Consider the following 18,477-nt stretch of genomic DNA (forward strand, 5'->3'; position numbering starts at 1 on the left):
AGCGGAGGACCATATGCCAATCAGAAACCGGCTTGCCGAATTGCACAGGGAAATCACCGATTGGCGTCGGGACATTCACGAAAATCCCGAAATCCTCTATGAAACGCACCGCACCAGCGCATTGGTCGCAGAAAAGCTGAAAGCTTTTGGGTGCGATGAAGTGGTCACAGGCATCGGGCGCACCGGTGTAGTGGGTGTGATCAAGGGCAAAAGCGACACCAAAGGGCGGGTCATCGGGCTGAGGGCTGATATGGACGCGCTGCCGATGCAGGAACAAACCGGTCTGGATTATGCCTCGAAAACCGAAGGGGCCATGCACGCTTGTGGCCATGATGGTCATACCGCGATGGTTCTGGGGGCCGCGAAATACCTGACCGAGACGCGCAATTTCGATGGCACCGCTGTGGTGATCTTTCAGCCCGCCGAAGAAGGTGGGAACGGAGCCGAGGCGATGTGCAAAGACGGTTTGATGGACCGGTTCGACATCCAAGAGGTCTATGCCATGCACAACGTGCCCGGTTTGCCCTCGGGCCAGTTCGCCATTCGCTCGGGGCCGTTGCTTGCGGCAGCCGACGAGTTCGAAATTCAGATCGAAGGGCATGGTGGTCACGCGGCGAAACCGCAAGAGACGGTAGATACCACAGTGATGCTGTCGCAAATGATCGTCGCGTTGCAGACAGTGGTTTCGCGCAATGCGGATCCGATCGCACAAGGCGTGCTTTCTGTCACCTCGGTCGAGACATCCTCCAAAGCGTTCAACGTAATCCCGCAATCTGCGCGCGTGGGCGGCACGGTGCGGACCCATTCAAATGAGATGCGCGGGATGATCGAAAAACGGCTGACCGAGATTGCCGAGGGTGTCGCTGCAACGATGGGTGGCACCGTCAAAGTTACCTATAACCGGGGTGTTCCGGTCACGATTAACGCCGAGGAACAGACGGGCTATGCCGAAGAGGCTGCCATTGCCGTCGGCGGCAGCTGTGCCGAAGCGCCGATGGTGATGGGGGGTGAGGATTTCTCGTTCATGCTGGAAGAACGCCCCGGAGCTTTCATCGTGTTGGGCAATGGCGACAGCGCCGGGTTGCACCACCCCGAGTACAATTTCAACGACGAGATCATCCCGATCGGATGCTCGTGGTTTGCCGAAATGGTCGAGCGCCGGATGCCGGCGGCTTGAGTTAGGAGAGAGAAGACATGCCAGTTAAAAACCGATTTGCCGAATTGCAGGATGAAATCACCGCATGGCGACGGGATATTCATGAAAACCCTGAAATTCTGTTCGAAACCCACCGCACCAGTGCCCTTGTGGCCGAGAAGCTGAAAGAGTTCGGCTGTGATGAGGTCGTCACCGGCATTGGCCGCACCGGTGTTGTGGGGGTGATCAAGGGCAAGTCCGACAGCAAGGGCAAGGTGATCGGCTTGCGCGCCGACATGGATGCGCTGCCGATCCATGAGGCGACCGGGCTGGATTATGCGTCCAAAACCGATGGGGCGATGCATGCCTGTGGCCATGATGGTCACACCGCTATGTTGCTGGGTGCGGCGAAATACTTGTCAGAGACACGCAATTTCGACGGGACGGTTGTGGTGATTTTCCAGCCCGCCGAAGAGGGCGGCGGCGGCGGTCGCGAGATGTGCGAAGACGGCATGATGGAGCGCTGGAACATCCAGGAAGTCTATGGAATGCACAACTGGCCAGGCAAACCTGTTGGCAGTTTCTCGATCCGTCCCGGATCGTTTTTTGCCGCGACCGATCAGTTCGACATCACGTTCGAAGGGCGCGGCGGCCATGCGGCCAAACCGCAAGAGACCGTAGACACAACTGTCATGACAGCTCAGGCGGTGCTGGCACTGCAGACGATTGCGTCGCGCAATGCGGACCCGATTGATCAGGTCGTGGTGTCTGTGACGTCATTCGAGACCTCGTCAAAAGCGTTCAACGTGATCCCGCAAACCGTCCAGATCAAGGGTACGGTGCGGACCATGAGCAAAGAGATGCGCGATCTGGCCGAAAAGCGGATCAATGAGATCTGTACTGGCGTCGCGGCGACTTTTGGTGGCACCGCTGATGTGACCTATATCCGCGGCTATCCGGTGATGGTGAACAGCGACGAGCAGACCGAATTTGCAGCGGATGTCGCACGTTCGGTCTCTGGCGCATGTGAAGATGCCCCGTTGGTCATGGGGGGCGAGGATTTTGCCTTTATGCTGGAAGAACGTCCGGGCGCCTATATTCTGGTCGGCAACGGCGACACAGCAGCCGTGCATCACCCGGAATACAACTTCAACGATGAAGCCATACCAGCCGGGTGCAGCTGGTGGGCCGAGATCGTTGAGCAGCGCATGCCTGCGGCGTGACGGCACGGGCGGGGGCTCTGCCCCCGCACCCCCAGGATATTTTCAGCCAGATGAAGAAGGATCCTGTGGGTTCAGGTCCAGATGGGTGCATAGGGTTTCGATAACGTTGTCGAGGGCGTTGGCCTGGATGCTAACGCAGGATTGCGCGGCATTCTGGGCCTGTTGGAGAGCAGCCGGGTCCGACAGCCAGTTTGATACGGCGGCCGCCAGTCCAGCGGCTGATGTGACTTCCACAGCGCCGCCGGTTTCGATCAGTGGCGCAAAGGTTTCCGCGAAATTGAACGTGCCCGGGCCGGTGATGACAGCGGCCCCGGATTGGGCTGGTTCAAACGGATTGTGGCCGCCGATTTCTTTCAGTGAGCCGCCCAGGAACACGATCGGCGACAGCGCGTACCAGGCGCCCAATTCGCCCAGAGTGTCCGCCACATAAACCTGTGTTTGATCCGTGATGGGCTGGCCCTTGCTGCGCAGGGCGCTGGTCAGGCCGGCCTGTGAGATCAAGGCTTGAACTTCGTCGCGACGTTCGGGGTGACGGGGGATCAGCAGAAGCAGCAGGTCCGGATATTGCTTGAGCAATTGAGCATGCGCGGCCAACACGGTTTCTTCTTCGCCCGCATGGGTGGAGCTTGCGATCCAAAGCCTGCGGGATTTGATCTGGTCACGGATCTCCGCCTTGGCGGCTTGGTCCACAGGAAGAGGGTCGGACATGGCCTTGAGATTTGTGCCGGGGTGTACGTTTTTAGGGTTTGCGCCCATGTCGATCAGGTTTTGAGCCGTACTGTCGTTCTGGGTGAGGAACAGGCGGAACTGGGACAGTATGAAACGGGCCGTGGCAGGTCGCTTTTTCCAGCCTGCGACAGATTTTTGTGATAGCCGCGCGTTCAGCAGTGCCAGGGGAACACCTCGTTTCCCGCTTTCGACGATCAACCGGGGCCAAAGCTCACTTTCAACAAAGATCGCCGCATCCGGGCGCCAATGGGTCAGGAACCGGCTCACCGGTCCGGCGCTGTCGATCGGAGGGTATTGGTGACGGCTGCGCAGGGGCAGGCGTTTGGCGATCAGCGCGGCTGAAGTGGGCGTGCCCGAGGTGATCAGAAACTCGGCATCCGGCAGGTGCTGACCCAAGCGATTGATCAGGCTGAGCACCGAGAGGCTTTCGCCCACACTGGCGGCGTGAAACCAGATTACCCGGCCTTTGGGGCGCGGCAGGCTGGCATGGCCCAGCCGTTCATGCTGACGCTGCGTTGGCACATCCGCAGCGGTCAGCTTTTTGCGCACCACGTGCCAGACCAGCGGTGCTGCAACCATGGTGAGGCCGCAATACAGCCGGTAGAGAAACGTCGGTGTGCCGGGCATATCAGCCGCCGGTATGGCTCATGTGGCGGCTCATCTGGCCGTCGACCGCCTGCCGGGAATAGTCGAAATCATGACCCTTGGGCTTGAGATTGATGGCGGCGCGAATTGCCTCTTCCAACGCATCTTCGCTATCGGGATGATCGCGCAACGGCGCACGCAGATCGGCCATGTCTTCCTGGCCGAGGCACATGTAAAGCTCACCGGTGCAGGTCAGGCGTACGCGATTGCAGCTTTCGCAGAAATTATGCGAGAGCGGCGTGATGAAGCCTATCTTCTGGCCTGTTTCCTCAAGCCGGACATAACGCGCCGGGCCTCCGGTCCGTTCGGCCAGATCCGTCACCGTATAGTGGTTTTCGTATTCCTTGCGCACGTCCTTGAGCGACCAATATTGGTCCAGCCGGTCTTCGTTGCCGATATCGCCCATGGGCATGACCTCGATCCAGGTCAGGTCCATGTCGCGCTCGGCGCACCATTCGGTGATCTGCGGCAGTTCGGGCTCGTTAAACCCTTTCAGCGCCACTGCATTGATCTTGACGCGCAGCCCCGCCTTTTGCGCCGCATCAATCCCGTTCAGCACCTGTTTCAGGCGGCCCCAGCGGGTGACGCGGGCAAATTTGTCGTCGTCCAGCGTATCGAGTGAGATGTTCACGCGACGCACACCAGCGGCGTAGAGCTGATCGGCAAAGCGATGCAGTTGCGAGCCGTTAGTGGTCAGCGTTAGCTCTTTCAACGCGCCGCTGTCCAGATGCCGGGTCATCCCATTGAAAAACGCCATGATATTGCGGCGCACCAAAGGTTCCCCCCCGGTGATGCGCAGCTTTTCGACGCCCATCTTCACAAAGGTCGAGCACATGCGGTCCAGCTCTTCCAGCGTCAGCAGGTCCTTTTTGGGCAGGAACGTCATGTTCTCGGACATGCAATAAACGCAACGAAAATCGCATCGGTCCGTGACAGACACACGGAGATAAGTGATCGCGCGGGCAAACGGGTCGATAAGCGGAGCAGTCATGCCCCATAGGTAAAGCGGCAAAGGGGGAGCGGCAAGGGGGATGTGGTGAATGTGCAGGGGCCGGGATAGACGGTCCGTGCGTCATCTGATCTGCAATTCCGTCAGATTTTCTTCCAAACGGATATGTGTTTCGTGCTCAGCCGGTCGTAGGGCGAACGATTCCAGTCGGACCACCGAAACTCGAGCCTCAAACCCGCGATCCTTGCCATCAGGTCAAGTTCAGATGGCCAAGCGTAGCGGAACGGGATGGATTTGTGTTTGTGAACCAGGTCGGTCATCCAGACATGGTGGGAAGTATAGTTCTGTGTTGCGATGTCGAACTCGTCGATGCCAAAATGACGATTGGTGTTCGCAAATGCCAGTTTCATTTCACCAAATGGCAGTTTCTGAAGGGGTGGCACCTGAGTCTCGATGAGGAAGCGACCACCTTTGGACAAATGTCGAGAGGCATTTTCAAAGCAGGCGATCTGGGCTTCTTGCGTTGTCAGGTTGTCGATTGTGTTGAACACGAGAAAAACCAACGAAAACGCCCCCTCGACGCGCGCTGACGTGATGTCGCCGATTGTGATGTCGAGCGGTTTCCCCGTTTCCTTTTCCCGCAGCCTTTGCACCATCGCACGTGAAAGCTCGATTCCTTTCACATTCGCGCCCATATCAGCCAGCGGTAAGGCAATCCGTCCGGTTCCGGTTGCAAATTCCAGAATGTCTCCTTTGCCCGCAAGTTCGATCAGGCAATCCGTTGTTGCGCGGATCAAAGATGGGTCATTCGACCCATGATCTTGATCATATGATCTTGCGGTTTCTTCGTCGAAATATCCGTCAGTATCCATTGGTTCGGTGTCCGAAAGTAATTTTAGGTCTTTCTGTTTTCTGGAATAAAAATAACTGTGTAAGCTACCAAGAGTGATATGTGCGCCAAAGGGAAAACCGAGATCATCTGTTGCGCAAAACCCCATGGAGTTTTGACCTAAGCAGCCAGTCGTGCCGTCAAAACAACATAAGACCATGACGCAACCGCATCATTCCACTGGCAGCTCGGCGCGCAGGCGACTAAGGTTCGAATATGAAATACATACCGCTGATTTTCTGCTGCCTGCTCATGGGCTGTGATGCCATTCGGTCGACCTCGGATCGTTTGTTCAATCGGGAAAACCCTGCGCCTGAGGTCGTTTCTACCGCAGAAGAGACGGTGGTTTCGGTCACGCCCGAGGAGGATCTGCCGACGCAGGCGACCGTCAAGACGGGCTGGACAGGGGCCAGGACCGTGGTTGCGGGGTTGGGGGATCCTACAACGCCAGGTCGGTGGCTCCAAACACCATTGGTGGATGTTGAGGTCAACGGGCGCGTCGTGGTGCCCAGCACCGGGGCGCAGGCTTTTGTCACGCTGATCCCGGCCGAAACAGGCGGCAGCCGGTTGTCACTGGATGCGATGCGGGCTTTGGTTTTGCCGTTTGATGCGCTGGTCGAGCTGGACGTTTACACTTACTGAGCACGCAGGTATTTGCCAGCTTCTCGGCGGGCAAAGGGTTTCATATCTGCGCCGTGTGCGTCCAGGAAAGCGGTCACGCGATCAGGGTCGTGTTTCGACAACTCGCGCAGCCACCACGCGATAGATTTCTGGATGAACCAGTCGCGGTCGGGCACATAACTTGCGGCCCAACCCAGAATGCGGTCGCGGCGGTCCAGATCTTCGGGCTTGGGGTGGTTCTGCTTGGTCCAGGGCAGGGTGGCGACCAAGGCTGCGCGGCGGGTCCACATATGGTCTGCCCGTGTCCAGCTTTCAACCTGATCCAGCCGGTCGGGCTGTGCCGTCAGGCGTTTCTGCATCGCCATGCAGGCGTGATCGGCGATGGCCCAGGCGTCGAAATCAGGCAGCCAGCTTTGCAGCAGATCCCATACCGCGTCATCCGGGCGGATGCGGGCCTGTGTCAGCAGTTTTGCAGCAGCAACGCGCGCCTCGTGAATATTGCTGGCCCAAAGCGCATCCGCCAAAGCAACCCGCGCCGGCACGTCCAGCGTTTGGCGCCAAGTCTTGGTCAGGTCGTTCAGAACCGGGTTGGCAACGCCCAGATAGGGGCGTTCGACCTTGTGATAAGCGGCCATCTGCACAGCCTTGTCCGGGTCGCTCTGCGCCTTGAGCGCGTTTAGGGCGTCGTCCAGCGTCATCGGCCCAGCTTGTGTAGCAAATGCGCCCGCACGGTGGGCCATTCGGGGGCAATGATCGAATAGACGGCGGTGTCGCGCAGCGTGTCGTTGGGCATCACCATATGGGCGCGCAGGATTCCATCCAGCTGGGCCCCTAAACGTTCAATAGCGCGGCGCGACTGGGTGTTCATCCGATGGGTGCGGAATTCGACGGCATTGCAGCCCAGCTCTTCGAAGGCATGGCGCAGCAACAGAAACTTGGCCTCCGAGTTCAACAAAGTACGCTGCACCGCCTTGCTGATCCAGGTCGAGCCGATTTCGACCCGGCGATTGACCTCATCGGTGTTCATATAGGTCGTCATGCCAACTAGCGTGCCGTCTGGCGTCATCACCGTGAAAGGCTGCATGTCATGCAGCCCAATACGCCGGGTGATTTCGGCCTCCATGCCCTCGGGCGTGGGAATGGAGGTGTACCAGAGCTGCCCCAGATCCGCAGCGGCAGCTTTCAAAGCGTCCGCATGGGACAGGTCCAGCGGTTCAAGCCGAACGTGATCGCCGGACAGGGTGATGGGGGCGGGCCAGGTCATTCAACGGTTACGGATTTTGCCAGATTGCGTGGCTGATCCACATCCGTACCTTTGGCAACCGCTGTGTGATAGGCCAGCAATTGCGCCGGGATCGAGTACAGGATTGGCGCAAGGCTGGTGTGGATATTGGGCATGCGGATTGTTGTCCAGACGCCATCACCAGCCTCGGCAATGCCATCATCGTCCGAGACCAGAATGACTTTGCCTTTGCGTGCCATCACCTCTTGCATGTTGGATACGGTCTTGTCGAACACCGCATCGCGCGGGGCCATAACCACCACCGGCATATGCTTGTCGATCAGGGCAATTGGCCCGTGTTTCAGCTCACCCGATGCATAACCTTCGGCGTGTATATAGCTGATTTCTTTTAGTTTCAGCGCGCCTTCCATTGCCAGCGGATACATCAGCCCACGGCCCAGAAACAGCACGTCCCGCGCCTCGGACAGGCGTTGTGCCGATTTACGGATCGCGTTGTCCTGATCCAGCGCGATATTCATGACTGAGGGCAAGCCACGCAGCGCTGCCGCGTGATCTGCGATTTCGTCAGCGCCGAGCGTGCCGCGATCTGCTGCGGCTTTCAGCGCCAACATCAGCAAAACGCTCAGCTGACAGGTGAAGGCTTTGGTCGAGGCAACGCCAATCTCAACACCTGCATGGATCGGCAGCGCAACATCGCTCTCGCGCGCGATCGAGCTTTCGGCCACGTTGACCACAGACACGATCTTGTCCGCCTTGCCTTCGCAATACCGCAAAGCGGCGAGGGTATCCGCAGTTTCACCCGATTGGCTGACAAACAGGGCCAGCGTGCGGTCCGAGATCGGCGGTTCGCGATAGCGGAACTCGCTGGCGATATCGACCTCGACGGGCATCTGCGCCAGCTGTTCGAACCAGTATTTGGCGGTCAGACAGGCATAGAACGCGGTACCGCAAGCGACCATGGTCAGGCGGTCAAGCTTGGTGAAATCCAGATCCGTATCAGGCAGCACGACCTGATCGCCCCCGGTGGGAAGATAGGACCCGATGGCCTGCGCCACGACGACGGGCTGCTCGGCGATTTCCTTGGCCATATAGTGTTTATGCTCGCCCTTATCGGCGCGGGTGTGATCCAGCTTGATCTTGCGCTTTTCACGATTGGCCAGTTCACCGGCCTCGGTACGGATTTCAAGCGATGTGCGCGTCAGAACCGCGCGGTCGCCCTCTTCCAGATAAGTGATCTCGTCGGTCAGCGGCGCCAGGGCAATCGCGTCCGAGCCCACATACATCTCCCCATCGCCATGACCGATGGCCAGGGGCGAGCCCTTGCGCGCTGCAACGATTAGATCATCCTCGCCGTCAAACAGGAAGGCCAGTGCAAAAGCACCCTCTAGCCGGTCAATCGTCTTGAACGCGGCCTCGACCGGGGACAGGCCGGATTGCAGGTAATACTGGGTCATCAAGGCGACGGTCTCGGTATCCGTCTCGGTCTGGAACGAGATACCATTTTCGGCCAGTTCAGCCCGCAAATCGCGATAGTTTTCGACAATCCCGTTATGCACAACTGCCACCGGGCCCGCCTTGTGCGGGTGCGCGTTGGTGACCGACGGCGCACCATGCGTGGCCCACCGGGTATGGCCTATGCCGGATTTGCCCGGAAGAGGATCATGTACCAGCAGGTCGCTGAGATTGACCAGCTTGCCCACCGCACGCCGCCGGCCCAAAGCGCCGTCATTAACTGTTGCGATCCCCGCGCTGTCATAGCCGCGATATTCCAAACGCTTTAACGCTTCGACCAGAATAGGGGCGGCCTCATGCTGACCCAGAACACCTACAATACCACACATAATTCAAGACCCTTTGTCGCGGCGAGCTTTCTTCGCCTTTAACATGTCAAATAGTTTTCGCGCATAACCCGGTTTGTTCTCTTGGCGCGGGCGTGCCACGGCCAGCGCATCGGGTTCCACATCGCGGGTCACCACGGTGCCGGTTGCGGTCATCGCGCCATCGCCGACAGTGACGGGGGCAACCAGCATCGTGTTTGAGCCGACAAAGACGTTTTCGCCGATCTTTGTCTTGTGCTTCATCACCCCGTCGTAATTGCAGGTGATCGTGCCCGCGCCGATATTGCTGCCTGCGCCGACAGTCGCGTCACCGATATAGCTGAGGTGGTTGATCTTGGCGCCCTCGGCAATCTCGGCATTCTTGATCTCGACAAAATTGCCGACCCGTGTGTTCTCGGCCAACTCAGTACCGGGGCGCAGACGCGCATAGGGGCCGATTGTGGCACCACGGCTGACATGGCAACCCTCCAGATGCGAAAAGGCCCGGATCGTCGCGCCGCTTTCCACGGTGACGCCGGGGCCAAAGACCACATTGGGTTCGATCACCGTGTCGCGCCCGATCACCGTATCGGCCGAAAGATAGACCGTCTCGGGTGCCATCAGGGTCACGCCCAGCTGCATCAGTTCGGTGCGGGCGCGGGTTTGGAAAACTCCGTCTGCTGCCGCCAGATCAACGCGCGAGTCCACACCCAGCGTTTCGGCCTCATCACATTTGATCGCGGTGCAGGACAGGCCGCGCGCATTGGCCAGCGCGGGCAGCTCGGTCAGGTAATACTCGCCCGAGGCGTTTTCGTTGCTGACCTGATTGATCAGCTCAAACATCAGTTTCGCGTCGCAGGCCATGAGGCCACTATTGGTAAAGCGGATTGCACGTTGCTCTTCGGTAGCGTCCTTGTATTCCACGATCTGAACCAGCCGGTCGCCCTCCATGATCAATCGACCATAGCGTGGCTGGATTTCGGCAATATCAAAGCCCAACATGACCAGATCATGGGACTGCCGCGCCTCAACCATCCGCTGCAGGGTTTCAGGATTGATGAAAGGCGTGTCGCCAAACAGAACAATCACATCACCCTCAAAGCCCTGCAACGCGTCGCGCGCCTGAGCCACCGCATGGGCGGTGCCCAACTGTTCGTCCTGAACCACAATCGTCGCTGTTTCGTCTTCCGCACGCGCTGCCTTGGCAACCAGTTCCGCACCGTGCCCGGTTACAATGACCGTGTGCTTTGGGTTCAAGGCACCACCAGCCCGCATGGCATGAACCAGCATCGGTGTCTGGGCGATGGGGTGCAGAACCTTTGGAAGATCTGAATTCATTCTTGTGCCTTTTCCGGCCGCCAGAATGACTAGGGCAATACTCATAAACGCGATTTCTCTTTTGTTTTTTACCGGACCGTTTTATCCGCTGCGAGCAAAGGCGCAAGCCGTTCGGCCATCAAAGAAGATTGCCGATTGCAACACAGGCAGGCGAAAACCTGCCAGAACGGAGGCAGAATGCGAACGGTGATCTTCGATCTTGATGGGACATTGGCCGACACTTCGGGCGATTTACTGGCTGCAGCCAATCATTGTTTCCGTTTGATGGGGCATGGCGATGTGCTGGTTTCAGATCAGGACGCGGGAATCGCCTTGCGTGGCGGGCGGCGGATGCTGACCCATGGGCTGGAACGGGTCGGGGCTTACGATGAGGCAACCGTAGCCGAGTACTATCCGGTTTTGCTTGACGCGTATGAACAAGCCATCGACACCCATACCGCGTTTTACCCCGGTGCGCTGGACGCGGTCGCAACGCTCAAAGGCGCGGGCTATGGCGTTGGCGTCTGCACCAACAAGCCCGAAGGTCTGGCGGATCTGTTGCTGACCCGGTTGGGTGTACGGGATCGCTTTGCGTCGCTGGTCGGTGCTGACACGCTGCCCGTGCGCAAGCCTGACCCCGAACCGTTGCGTGAGGCCGCACGGCGTGCGGGTGGCCATCCAGACCATTGCGTGCTGATCGGCGACAGCGACACGGATCGAAACACGGCGCGCGCGGCGGGTGTACCCTCGGTGCTGGTGACCTTTGGGCCGTCTGGTGATGATATGGCCGCATTGGAGCCCGAAGCACTGCTGCATCATTTCGACGACCTGCCGGAAATTGTACAGAGCCTTATCGGCGCGGCGGCATGATCCCTTGACCCAAGTGAGCCATAACCTCAAAACAGAAGCCATGACAGAGATATTCACCGGTAATTTCACCCAACAGGAACCCATCCCCGAAGAGGCGATTGAGGCCGCTCTGGCCGTGCTGCGCCACGGGCGCTTGCATCGGTATAACGTCGCCCCGGACGAGCTGGGTGAAACCGCCTTGCTGGAGCAGGAATTTGCCGCGCAGATGGGGGCGAAGTACTGCCTCGCGGTCTCGTCCGGCGGTTATGCTCTGGCCACGGCGCTGCGGGCCGTTGGCGTGCAACCCGGCGATACGGTGCTGACCAACGCCTTCACACTGGCCCCGGTGCCCGGGTCCATCGCCTCGGTTGGAGCGCGGCCTGTGTTTGTTGGCGTGACCGAAAGCCTAACCATCGATCTGGACGATCTGGAGGCCAAGCTGGATCGGGCGAAGGTTCTGATGCTCAGCCATATGCGGGGACATCTGTGTGATATGGACCGCCTGATGGCGCTCTGTGACGCCGCCGGTGTCACCGTGATCGAGGATTGCGCCCACACAATGGGCGCCGCCTGGCGCGGGCAAAAATCCGGGCGGCAGGGGGCGGTGGGCTGCTATTCCTGCCAGACTTACAAACATGTCAATTCCGGTGAGGGCGGGTTGCTGATCACCGATGATGAAGAGATCGCGGCCCGGGCCACCATGCTGTCGGGCTCCTACATGCTGTTCGAGCGTCACCTTGCGGCCCCCGGTCCCGAAGTGTTTGAACGGATCAAATACACCACGCCCAATATTTCCGGTCGCATGGACAATTTGCGCGCGGCCATTCTGCGCCCGCAACTGCGTGAACTGGACAGACAGGTCGAACGCTGGAACGAACGTTACGTTGCGATTGAAGCCGGGTTGCGCGACACCCCGGGGCTGACGCTGGTCGAACGGCCAGCGGAAGAAACCTATGTCGGCTCCTCGCTTCAATTTCTGCTGCTCGATTGGACCGCGGATCGTATCGCCGAGGTTCTGCGCCGCTGCGCTGCACGCGGGGTGGAACTGAAGTGGTTCGGTGGAGCCGAGCCCACCGGGTTCACATCCCGCTATGACAGCTGGCGCTATGCCAAAAGCGAGGCGATGCCGACGAGCGACAGGATTTTGGCGGGGATCATAGATATGCGGGTGCCGCTGACCTTCACTTTGGAAGATTGCCGGTTGATCGCGCGGATCATCCGGGCCGAGGTCAGCGCGGTCTTTCAATCCTGATCCAATTGCGTGCGTCTATGACGCACACAGATAAGCAAAAGCCGCCCGTTTCAGGGCGGCTTAATCTATTGGGTTACGCTGTTGTTGACCGACTCAGCTTTCGTTGATATCTGATTATTGAACACTTGTTCATTAACGCAGGGAAGGGAGCCCCGCATGTTTATGGCCACAATGCAATTCGATCTGGGCGAGGATGTGAATGCGCTGCGCGAAATGGTGCACCGTTGGGCTCAGGAGCGGGTCAAGCCGATGGCGGCCGAGATTGACGCCAGCAATGCTTTTCCCAACGCGCTTTGGAAAGAGATGGGAGAGCTTGGCCTGTTGGGGGTTACCGTGCCCGAGGAGTATGGTGGGGCAGGGATGTCCTATCTGGCGCATACCATTGCGGTCGAGGAAGTGGCGCGGGCCTCGGCCTCGGTATCGCTTTCTTACGGGGCACATTCGAACCTCTGTGTGAACCAGATCAAACTCAACGGCTCAGAGGCGCAAAAACAGAAATACTTGCCACGGCTGATTTCCGGCGACCATGTGGGCGCTCTTGCAATGTCAGAGCCTTCGGCGGGATCGGATGTGGTGTCGATGAAATTGCGGGCTGAAAAGCGCAACGACCACTACCGCCTGAACGGCAATAAATACTGGATCACCAACGGCCCGGACGCGGATACTTTGGTGGTCTATGCCAAGACCGACCCGGATGCGGGCTCAAAAGGCATAACGGCCTTTCTGATCGAAAAAGAGATGAAAGGGTTCTCGACCTCACCCCATTTCGACAAGTTGGGGATGCGGGGGTCGAATACGGCAGAGCTGATCTTTGAAGATGTCGAAGTGCCGTTCGAAAACGTTCTGGGCGAAGAGGGCAAAGGCGTCGCCGTCCTGATGTCGGGCTTGGATTACGAACGCGTGGTACTGGCCGGGATCGGTACGGGCATCATGGCTGCCTGCCTGGATGAGATCATGCCTTATCTGGCCGAGCGCAAGCAGTTCGGTAAGCCGATTGGCAGCTTCCAACTGATGCAGGGCAAGATTGCCGATATGTACACGGCGATGAACTCGGCGCGTGCCTATGTCTATGAGGTCGCCAAGGCCTGCGACAGGGGCGACGTCACGCGACAGGATGCGGCGGCATGCTGCCTCTATGCGTCCGAGGCTGCGATGACCCAGGCGCATCAGGCGGTGCAGGCGATGGGCGGGGCCGGGTTCCTGTCTGACGCGCCGGTCAGCCGCATTTTCCGCGACGCCAAGCTGATGGAGATCGGCGCGGGCACCAGCGAAATTCGCCGGATGCTGATCGGGCGGGAAATGATGAACGAAATGCTCTGATTAAGCAGCCCCGCCACATGGTGGCGAGGCTCTTCAGGAAAGGATCAGAAGCGATGGACGTAGGATATGCCGACCAGCCAAGGGTCGATATCAGCGGTTCCGATGTCGGTACCGTTCAGGGAAACGTCCGTGTCGATATCGAACCAGCGCAGGTTCAGACGCACTGCTCCGTTTTCACTGACCATGTAGTCAAGGCCAGCCTGTACGGCGATACCAACGGAATCGTCCAGCTCCAGATCACCCAAGGCCGAGCTTTCGTCAAAGAAAATGGTGTAGTTGATGCCAGCGCCGACATAGGGTTTCCATACCGAATTGGTCGGGAAGTGATAGTTCAGCGACAGGGTGGGCGGCAGGTGTTTGGTGCTGCCAGCATCGATGCTGCCACCCAGTGTGACGTCATGGCTGAACGGTGTTGCAGCCAGCAGCTCGATGCCGAGGTTGTCGCGAAAGAAGTATTCAGCGGTAAAGATGACGCTGGTGTCCGAGTCGACTTCGGCGTCGAGCCCGGCCAAAGTTCCATTGTCGGATTTCGGGTCGAGATACCCGGCCCCGATCCCGAAAGTCCAATCGCCCTGGGATTGCGCCGAAACGGGGGCTGCGAGGGCGATGAGTGCGGTGCTCAGGGTCAATGCAGCAAGTGTCTTGGTCATGATTTTGCCTTTGAACAGTGTGATGGCACGATTTTGCACCAAGACCGGGTGCAGGGCCCTGATCTGCATCAAATTTCTGCATTTGGATGTCAGCGGATTGATGTCTCTAACAGACAGAAAATAAATGGAAAAATCAGTGCTTTCCTCTGAGTGCATACCGGGTTTGCACGCTGATGGCAGCTGGGCGATTCCTGATCGGCTGAACATGGCGCGGCAATGCTTGTCACAGCCTGCTGATCGCGTCGCAATTGTCGATTTGAGCAAGGGGCGCACTGAGGTCACTTACGATCAGTTGGGGCAGATGGCAGACGGAATTGCCCATGCTCTGCGCACGCAAGTGCAGCCGGGGGATCGCGTCGGCGTGCTGCTGAGCCAGTCACCGTGGTGCGCCGCGGCGCATCTGGCGATCTGGAAGCTGGGTGCGATCTCTGTGCCGCTGTTCAAGCTGTTCAAACGTGACGCGCTGGCCTCTCGCGTGGGCGATGCCGGGGCGCGTATCGTGGTGACGGACGCAGAGGGCGCTGAACTGCTGGGCGATCTCGCCCGGCCGCTTCTGGTTGATCAGATCACGCCCTCGGATGACCCACTGCCCTTTGCCGAGACCGGACCCGAAGACCCCGCCGTGCTGATCTATACCTCAGGCACCACCGGCAGCCCCAAGGGCGCGCTGCACGGGCACCGGGTGCTGACCGGCCATCTGCCCGGCGTCTCGATCAGCCACAATCACCTGCGCCACGGGGATTGCCTATGGACCCCCGCCGACTGGGCTTGGATCGGTGGGTTGTTTGACGTGCTGATGCCGGGGCTGGCGCTGGGTATTCCAGTAGTCGCGGCCCGGCTTGAGAAATTCACGCCCGAAGCCTGTGCCGATGTGATCGCACGTGGCGGAGTGCGCAACGTGTTCTTTCCACCGACTGCGTTGCGAATGCTCAAAGCGGCGGATCAGAGCATCCCCGGCCTGCGTTCGGTCGCTTCAGGCGGTGAGCCTTTGGGGGCCGAGATGCTGGCCTGGGGGCAGCGTGCCTTTGGCCTGGTGATCAACGAATTCTATGGGCAGACCGAATGCAATATGGTGGTTTCGTCCTGCGCGCAGGATTTCCCGGTGCGCCCGGGCTGCATCGGCAAACCGGTGCCCGGGCATGAGGTTGCTGTGATCGACGAGGCGGGCAACCCGACGGATCAAGAGGGTGACGTAGCGGTAAGACGCGGCTCGGCCTCGATGTTGCTGGAATATTGGAACCGGCCCGAAGCGACGGCTGAGAAGTTCCGGGGCGATTGGCTGATCACCGGGGACCGCGGCATCTGGGAGGACGACTATCTGCGCTTTGTGGGCCGGGATGACGACGTGATCACCTCGTCCGGCTACCGTATCGGCCCAGCTGAGATCGAGGATTGCCTGCTGACCCACCCGGCGGTGGCGACGGTCGGCGTGGTTGGCAAGCCTGATCCTTTGCGCACCGAGATCGTGAAGGCCTATGTGGTGTTGAAACCGGGGGCTGAGGCGGCGGAGCGTGAGTTGCAGGACTGGGTCAAGGACCGTCTGGCGCATTACTCGTATCCGCGTGAGGTGGCGTTTTTGGATGCGCTGCCGATGACGGTGACGGGGAAAGTGATCCGCAAGGAGTTGAAGGTGCGGGCGGCGGGGGAGGCGGAATGATGACATCCTCCTTTGACTTCAACCGCGATACTGCGTCTTTCCCGAAGACCGTGACAATTGAGTGTCCGAACTGTCAAACGCCTGCGCGATTTGTGCCTGCAGAGTTAGAGGTCAGGGCAAAGGACTCTTTTGGCGAAACGCTCGGGAAGGACGTCATGGTCGTAAAAGCTGACCAGCCCAAGCGAAACTATTCGAACTGGCATCGTGAACATACCTTGGCCTATATCGGCCTCGGTGGTTCGGACATTCATTCGACGAATGCTCTTTATCCGATAGGCATGTATCGGCATCCCCTCAATTCTTTGCTTGGAACGTCAATTTGCGACAACCGCCATACTTCCAGAAAAACCAAGATTCGATGGCCTCAGGACGCATATTTTCAACTAAACTATTCCGGTCGGTTACTGTGGTTTTATAACCGAGAACATGTCGCCGCGATGCTTGAACTGCTGGGCGGAAAGGCCCCAGCAAACCACACTTGGCGTTATTGGTTCGACAGAAAGCTGCCGACAGTCTTCAAAACCACCCGAGCACGCCGACAATTGCCCGCGAAACTGAAAAGGATGCTGCGCGCATGAAACTCACATCCAAAGCCATGCCCGCCTCCGAGGGCTTCAAAGCAAACCGTACCGCCCATCTCGAAGCATTGGCTCAAATCTCTGCCGCTGCCGAGGCCGCTCGTATGGGGGGCGGTGAGAAATCTCGCGCGCGGCACGAATCACGCGGCAAGATGCTGCCGCGGCGCAGGGTGGCGAACCTGTTGGACCCCGGGTCTCCGTTCCTCGAAATCGGGGCGACGGCGGCGCATGGGATGTATGAGGGCGCGGCCCCTTGTGCCGGCGTGATCGCGGGGATTGGCCGCGTTCAGGGACATGAGGCCATGGTCGTCTGCAACGACGCAACCGTGAAGGGCGGCACCTATTATCCGATGACGGTCAAGAAACACCTCCGCGCGCAGGAGATCGCCGAGGAAAACCGTCTGCCCTGCATCTATTTGGTCGACAGCGGCGGGGCGAACCTGCCCAATCAGGATGAAGTGTTCCCCGACCGCGACCATTTTGGCCGCATCTTCTATAATCAGGCGCGGATGAGTGCGAAGGGCATCCCTCAGATCGCCGTCGTGATGGGCTCATGCACGGCGGGTGGCGCCTATGTACCTGCGATGTCGGACGTCACCATTATTGTCAAAGACCAGGGCACGATCTTTCTGGCCGGGCCGCCTCTGGTCAAAGCCGCGACGGGCGAGGTGGTCAGCGCCGAAGACCTTGGCGGCGGCGATGTCCATACCCGCCTGTCCGGCGTGGCGGACTATCTGGCCGAGGATGACGCCCACGCGCTGGCTTTGGCCCGGCGCGCGGTCGGGTCGCTGAACCTGCGCAAACCGCGGGCCGTAGATTGGGCCAGCCCCGAGGACCCGGCCTATGACCCGGACGAAATACTGGGTGTTGTCCCTGCCGATTTGCGCATGCCCTATGACATCCGCGAGGTGATCGCGCGGCTGGTCGATGGCTCTCGGTTCGATGAGTTCAAGCCCCGGTTCGGTGAGACGCTGGTGACCGGTTTCGCCCATGTCAAAGGCTGCCCGGTGGGGATCATCGCCAATAATGGCGTGCTCTTTTCCGAGGCCGCACAGAAGGGCGCGCATTTTGTCGAACTGTGCTCACAGCGCCGTATTCCTCTGGTGTTTTTGCAAAATATCACCGGGTTCATGGTCGGGCGCAAATATGAAAACGAAGGCATCGCGCGGCATGGGGCCAAGATGGTGACCGCGGTGGCGACGACCTCGGTGCCAAAGATTACCATGCTGGTGGGCGGTTCGTTCGGGGCCGGGAATTATGGCATGGCCGGGCGGGCCTATCAGCCGCGCTTTCTGTGGACCTGGCCGAATTCGCGGATCTCGGTCATGGGCGGTGAACAGGCCGCAGGCGTGCTGGCCACCGTCAAGCGCGACGGGATCGAGCGGCAGGGCGGCTCCTGGTCGGCTGAAGAAGAAGCCGCGTTCAAGCAACCCACCCTTGAGATGTTCGAGGAACAATCCCACCCGCTCTACGCCTCGGCGCGGCTGTGGGATGACGGCATCATCGACCCCCGCAAATCCCGCGACGTGCTGGCCCTGTCACTGAGCGCCGCGCTGAACGCCCCGATTGAGGAGACACGTTTCGGCGTGTTTAGGATGTGATC

General features: G+C 59.3%; 17 protein-coding genes. 9 read left to right on the forward strand and 8 right to left on the reverse strand.

Translation table 11 applies throughout. The features are described 5' to 3' along the window. Positions 1-13: 13 nt before the first annotated feature. Together GOV38_RS11285 and GOV38_RS11290 are read left to right on the forward strand one after the other, a co-directional pair. Entirely contained in the window at positions 14-1,177 is a 1,164-nt protein-coding gene (locus tag GOV38_RS11285) for a M20 aminoacylase family protein (protein ID WP_171209772.1), read from the forward strand. 17 nt (positions 1,178-1,194) lie between these two features. Beyond that, a complete protein-coding gene (locus GOV38_RS11290) occupies positions 1,195-2,358 on the forward strand; it encodes a M20 aminoacylase family protein (RefSeq protein WP_171128107.1) in 1,164 nt (387 codons plus the stop codon). A gap of 42 nt (positions 2,359-2,400) precedes the next feature. On the opposite strand, the gene GOV38_RS11295 is transcribed toward GOV38_RS11290, so the two are convergent. The 3 genes from GOV38_RS11295 to GOV38_RS11305 form a co-directional block, all read right to left on the reverse strand. Then, positions 2,401-3,714 (reverse strand): 3-deoxy-D-manno-octulosonic acid transferase, encoded by a 1,314-nt coding sequence (locus tag GOV38_RS11295; RefSeq protein ID WP_171209771.1) that lies wholly within the window; start codon positions 3,712-3,714, stop codon positions 2,401-2,403. 1 nt (position 3,715) lies between these two features. Beyond that, positions 3,716-4,723, reverse strand: a complete 1,008-nt coding sequence (gene moaA, locus GOV38_RS11300) for a GTP 3',8-cyclase MoaA (RefSeq protein WP_171209770.1) — start codon at positions 4,721-4,723, stop codon at positions 3,716-3,718. Positions 4,724-4,824: 101 nt separating this feature from the next. Then, on the reverse strand, positions 4,825-5,553 hold the full coding sequence (locus GOV38_RS11305; protein ID WP_171209769.1) for a bifunctional 2-polyprenyl-6-hydroxyphenol methylase/3-demethylubiquinol 3-O-methyltransferase UbiG: 729 nt from the start codon (positions 5,551-5,553) through the stop codon (positions 4,825-4,827). Positions 5,554-5,786: 233 nt separating this feature from the next. On the opposite strand from GOV38_RS11305, the gene GOV38_RS11310 reads away from it, so the two are divergent. Continuing rightward, positions 5,787-6,212 (forward strand): hypothetical protein, encoded by a 426-nt coding sequence (locus GOV38_RS11310; RefSeq protein WP_171209768.1) that lies wholly within the window; start codon positions 5,787-5,789, stop codon positions 6,210-6,212. Here the strand turns inward: GOV38_RS11310 and GOV38_RS11315 are convergent. From GOV38_RS11315 to glmU, 4 genes are read right to left on the reverse strand one after another with little or no spacing between them, the layout of a single operon-like run. Further along, positions 6,206-6,889 (reverse strand): DNA alkylation repair protein, encoded by a 684-nt coding sequence (locus GOV38_RS11315; RefSeq protein WP_171209767.1) that lies wholly within the window; start codon positions 6,887-6,889, stop codon positions 6,206-6,208. The two genes, GOV38_RS11310 and GOV38_RS11315, sit on opposite strands and share 7 nt — an antisense overlap. Then, positions 6,886-7,455 carry a GNAT family N-acetyltransferase gene (locus GOV38_RS11320; RefSeq protein ID WP_171209766.1) on the reverse strand — a complete coding sequence of 190 codons (570 nt, stop codon included), beginning with the start codon at positions 7,453-7,455 and terminating at the stop codon, positions 6,886-6,888. The genes GOV38_RS11315 and GOV38_RS11320 overlap by 4 nt, the downstream gene beginning before the upstream one ends. Continuing rightward, positions 7,452-9,275: a glutamine--fructose-6-phosphate transaminase (isomerizing) gene (gene glmS, locus GOV38_RS11325; RefSeq protein WP_171096923.1), complete on the reverse strand. Its 1,824-nt coding sequence runs from the start codon at positions 9,273-9,275 to the stop codon at positions 7,452-7,454. Before glmS ends, GOV38_RS11320 begins: the two co-directional genes overlap by 4 nt. Before the next feature lie 3 nt (positions 9,276-9,278). After that, a complete protein-coding gene (gene glmU / locus GOV38_RS11330; RefSeq protein WP_171209765.1) occupies positions 9,279-10,634 on the reverse strand; it encodes a bifunctional UDP-N-acetylglucosamine diphosphorylase/glucosamine-1-phosphate N-acetyltransferase GlmU in 1,356 nt (451 codons plus the stop codon). A gap of 132 nt (positions 10,635-10,766) precedes the next feature. On the opposite strand from glmU, the gene GOV38_RS11335 reads away from it, so the two are divergent. The 3 genes from GOV38_RS11335 to GOV38_RS11345 all read left to right on the forward strand — a co-directional run bounded on the left by GOV38_RS11335 (position 10,767) and on the right by GOV38_RS11345 (position 13,989). Further along, positions 10,767-11,438: an HAD-IA family hydrolase gene (locus GOV38_RS11335; RefSeq protein WP_171209764.1), complete on the forward strand. Its 672-nt coding sequence runs from the start codon at positions 10,767-10,769 to the stop codon at positions 11,436-11,438. Between the two features lie 40 nt (positions 11,439-11,478). Further along, positions 11,479-12,669 (forward strand): DegT/DnrJ/EryC1/StrS aminotransferase family protein, encoded by a 1,191-nt coding sequence (locus GOV38_RS11340; RefSeq protein ID WP_171209763.1) that lies wholly within the window; start codon positions 11,479-11,481, stop codon positions 12,667-12,669. 156 nt (positions 12,670-12,825) lie between these two features. After that, positions 12,826-13,989, forward strand: a complete 1,164-nt coding sequence (locus GOV38_RS11345) for an isovaleryl-CoA dehydrogenase (protein ID WP_171209762.1) — start codon at positions 12,826-12,828, stop codon at positions 13,987-13,989. Between the two features lie 44 nt (positions 13,990-14,033). Here GOV38_RS11345 and GOV38_RS11350 read toward each other — a convergent pair whose 3' ends face one another. Then, the gene (locus GOV38_RS11350) at positions 14,034-14,639 is read right to left on the reverse strand and encodes an OmpW family protein (protein WP_171128128.1); all 606 of its coding nucleotides are present in this window, start codon (positions 14,637-14,639) and stop codon (positions 14,034-14,036) included. Positions 14,640-14,763: 124 nt separating this feature from the next. On the opposite strand from GOV38_RS11350, the gene GOV38_RS11355 reads away from it, so the two are divergent. From GOV38_RS11355 to GOV38_RS11365, 3 genes are read left to right on the forward strand one after another with little or no spacing between them, the layout of a single operon-like run. Beyond that, positions 14,764-16,296: an AMP-binding protein gene (locus tag GOV38_RS11355; RefSeq protein WP_171209761.1), complete on the forward strand. Its 1,533-nt coding sequence runs from the start codon at positions 14,764-14,766 to the stop codon at positions 16,294-16,296. After that, the gene (locus tag GOV38_RS11360) at positions 16,293-16,874 is read left to right on the forward strand and encodes a hypothetical protein (RefSeq protein WP_171209760.1); all 582 of its coding nucleotides are present in this window, start codon (positions 16,293-16,295) and stop codon (positions 16,872-16,874) included. Before GOV38_RS11355 ends, GOV38_RS11360 begins: the two co-directional genes overlap by 4 nt. Next, positions 16,871-18,475, forward strand: coding sequence for a carboxyl transferase domain-containing protein (locus tag GOV38_RS11365; RefSeq protein WP_171209759.1), 1,605 nt, complete (start codon positions 16,871-16,873; stop codon positions 18,473-18,475). Before GOV38_RS11360 ends, GOV38_RS11365 begins: the two co-directional genes overlap by 4 nt. Positions 18,476-18,477: the final 2 nt, after the last annotated feature.

Source organism: Ruegeria sp. HKCCA5839 (assembly GCF_013035585.1).
GTDB lineage: Bacteria > Pseudomonadota > Alphaproteobacteria > Rhodobacterales > Rhodobacteraceae > Ruegeria.

What these genes read in the sequence shown, in the direction of transcription:
- GOV38_RS11285 (WP_171209772.1), top strand. Translation starts at nt 14, where the DNA reads ATGCCAATCAGAAACCGGCTTGCCGAATTGCACAGGGAAATCACCGAT.
- GOV38_RS11290 (WP_171128107.1), top strand. Translation starts at nt 1,195, where the DNA reads ATGCCAGTTAAAAACCGATTTGCCGAATTGCAGGATGAAATCACCGCA.
- GOV38_RS11295 (WP_171209771.1), bottom strand. Translation starts at nt 3,714, where the DNA reads ATGCCCGGCACACCGACGTTTCTCTACCGGCTGTATTGCGGCCTCACC.
- moaA (WP_171209770.1), bottom strand. Translation starts at nt 4,723, where the DNA reads ATGACTGCTCCGCTTATCGACCCGTTTGCCCGCGCGATCACTTATCTC.
- GOV38_RS11305 (WP_171209769.1), bottom strand. Translation starts at nt 5,553, where the DNA reads ATGGATACTGACGGATATTTCGACGAAGAAACCGCAAGATCATATGAT.
- GOV38_RS11310 (WP_171209768.1), top strand. Translation starts at nt 5,787, where the DNA reads ATGAAATACATACCGCTGATTTTCTGCTGCCTGCTCATGGGCTGTGAT.
- GOV38_RS11315 (WP_171209767.1), bottom strand. Translation starts at nt 6,889, where the DNA reads ATGACGCTGGACGACGCCCTAAACGCGCTCAAGGCGCAGAGCGACCCG.
- GOV38_RS11320 (WP_171209766.1), bottom strand. Translation starts at nt 7,455, where the DNA reads ATGACCTGGCCCGCCCCCATCACCCTGTCCGGCGATCACGTTCGGCTT.
- glmS (WP_171096923.1), bottom strand. Translation starts at nt 9,275, where the DNA reads ATGTGTGGTATTGTAGGTGTTCTGGGTCAGCATGAGGCCGCCCCTATT.
- glmU (WP_171209765.1), bottom strand. Translation starts at nt 10,634, where the DNA reads ATGAGTATTGCCCTAGTCATTCTGGCGGCCGGAAAAGGCACAAGAATG.
- GOV38_RS11335 (WP_171209764.1), top strand. Translation starts at nt 10,767, where the DNA reads ATGCGAACGGTGATCTTCGATCTTGATGGGACATTGGCCGACACTTCG.
- GOV38_RS11340 (WP_171209763.1), top strand. Translation starts at nt 11,479, where the DNA reads ATGACAGAGATATTCACCGGTAATTTCACCCAACAGGAACCCATCCCC.
- GOV38_RS11345 (WP_171209762.1), top strand. Translation starts at nt 12,826, where the DNA reads ATGTTTATGGCCACAATGCAATTCGATCTGGGCGAGGATGTGAATGCG.
- GOV38_RS11350 (WP_171128128.1), bottom strand. Translation starts at nt 14,639, where the DNA reads ATGACCAAGACACTTGCTGCATTGACCCTGAGCACCGCACTCATCGCC.
- GOV38_RS11355 (WP_171209761.1), top strand. Translation starts at nt 14,764, where the DNA reads ATGGAAAAATCAGTGCTTTCCTCTGAGTGCATACCGGGTTTGCACGCT.
- GOV38_RS11360 (WP_171209760.1), top strand. Translation starts at nt 16,293, where the DNA reads ATGATGACATCCTCCTTTGACTTCAACCGCGATACTGCGTCTTTCCCG.
- GOV38_RS11365 (WP_171209759.1), top strand. Translation starts at nt 16,871, where the DNA reads ATGAAACTCACATCCAAAGCCATGCCCGCCTCCGAGGGCTTCAAAGCA.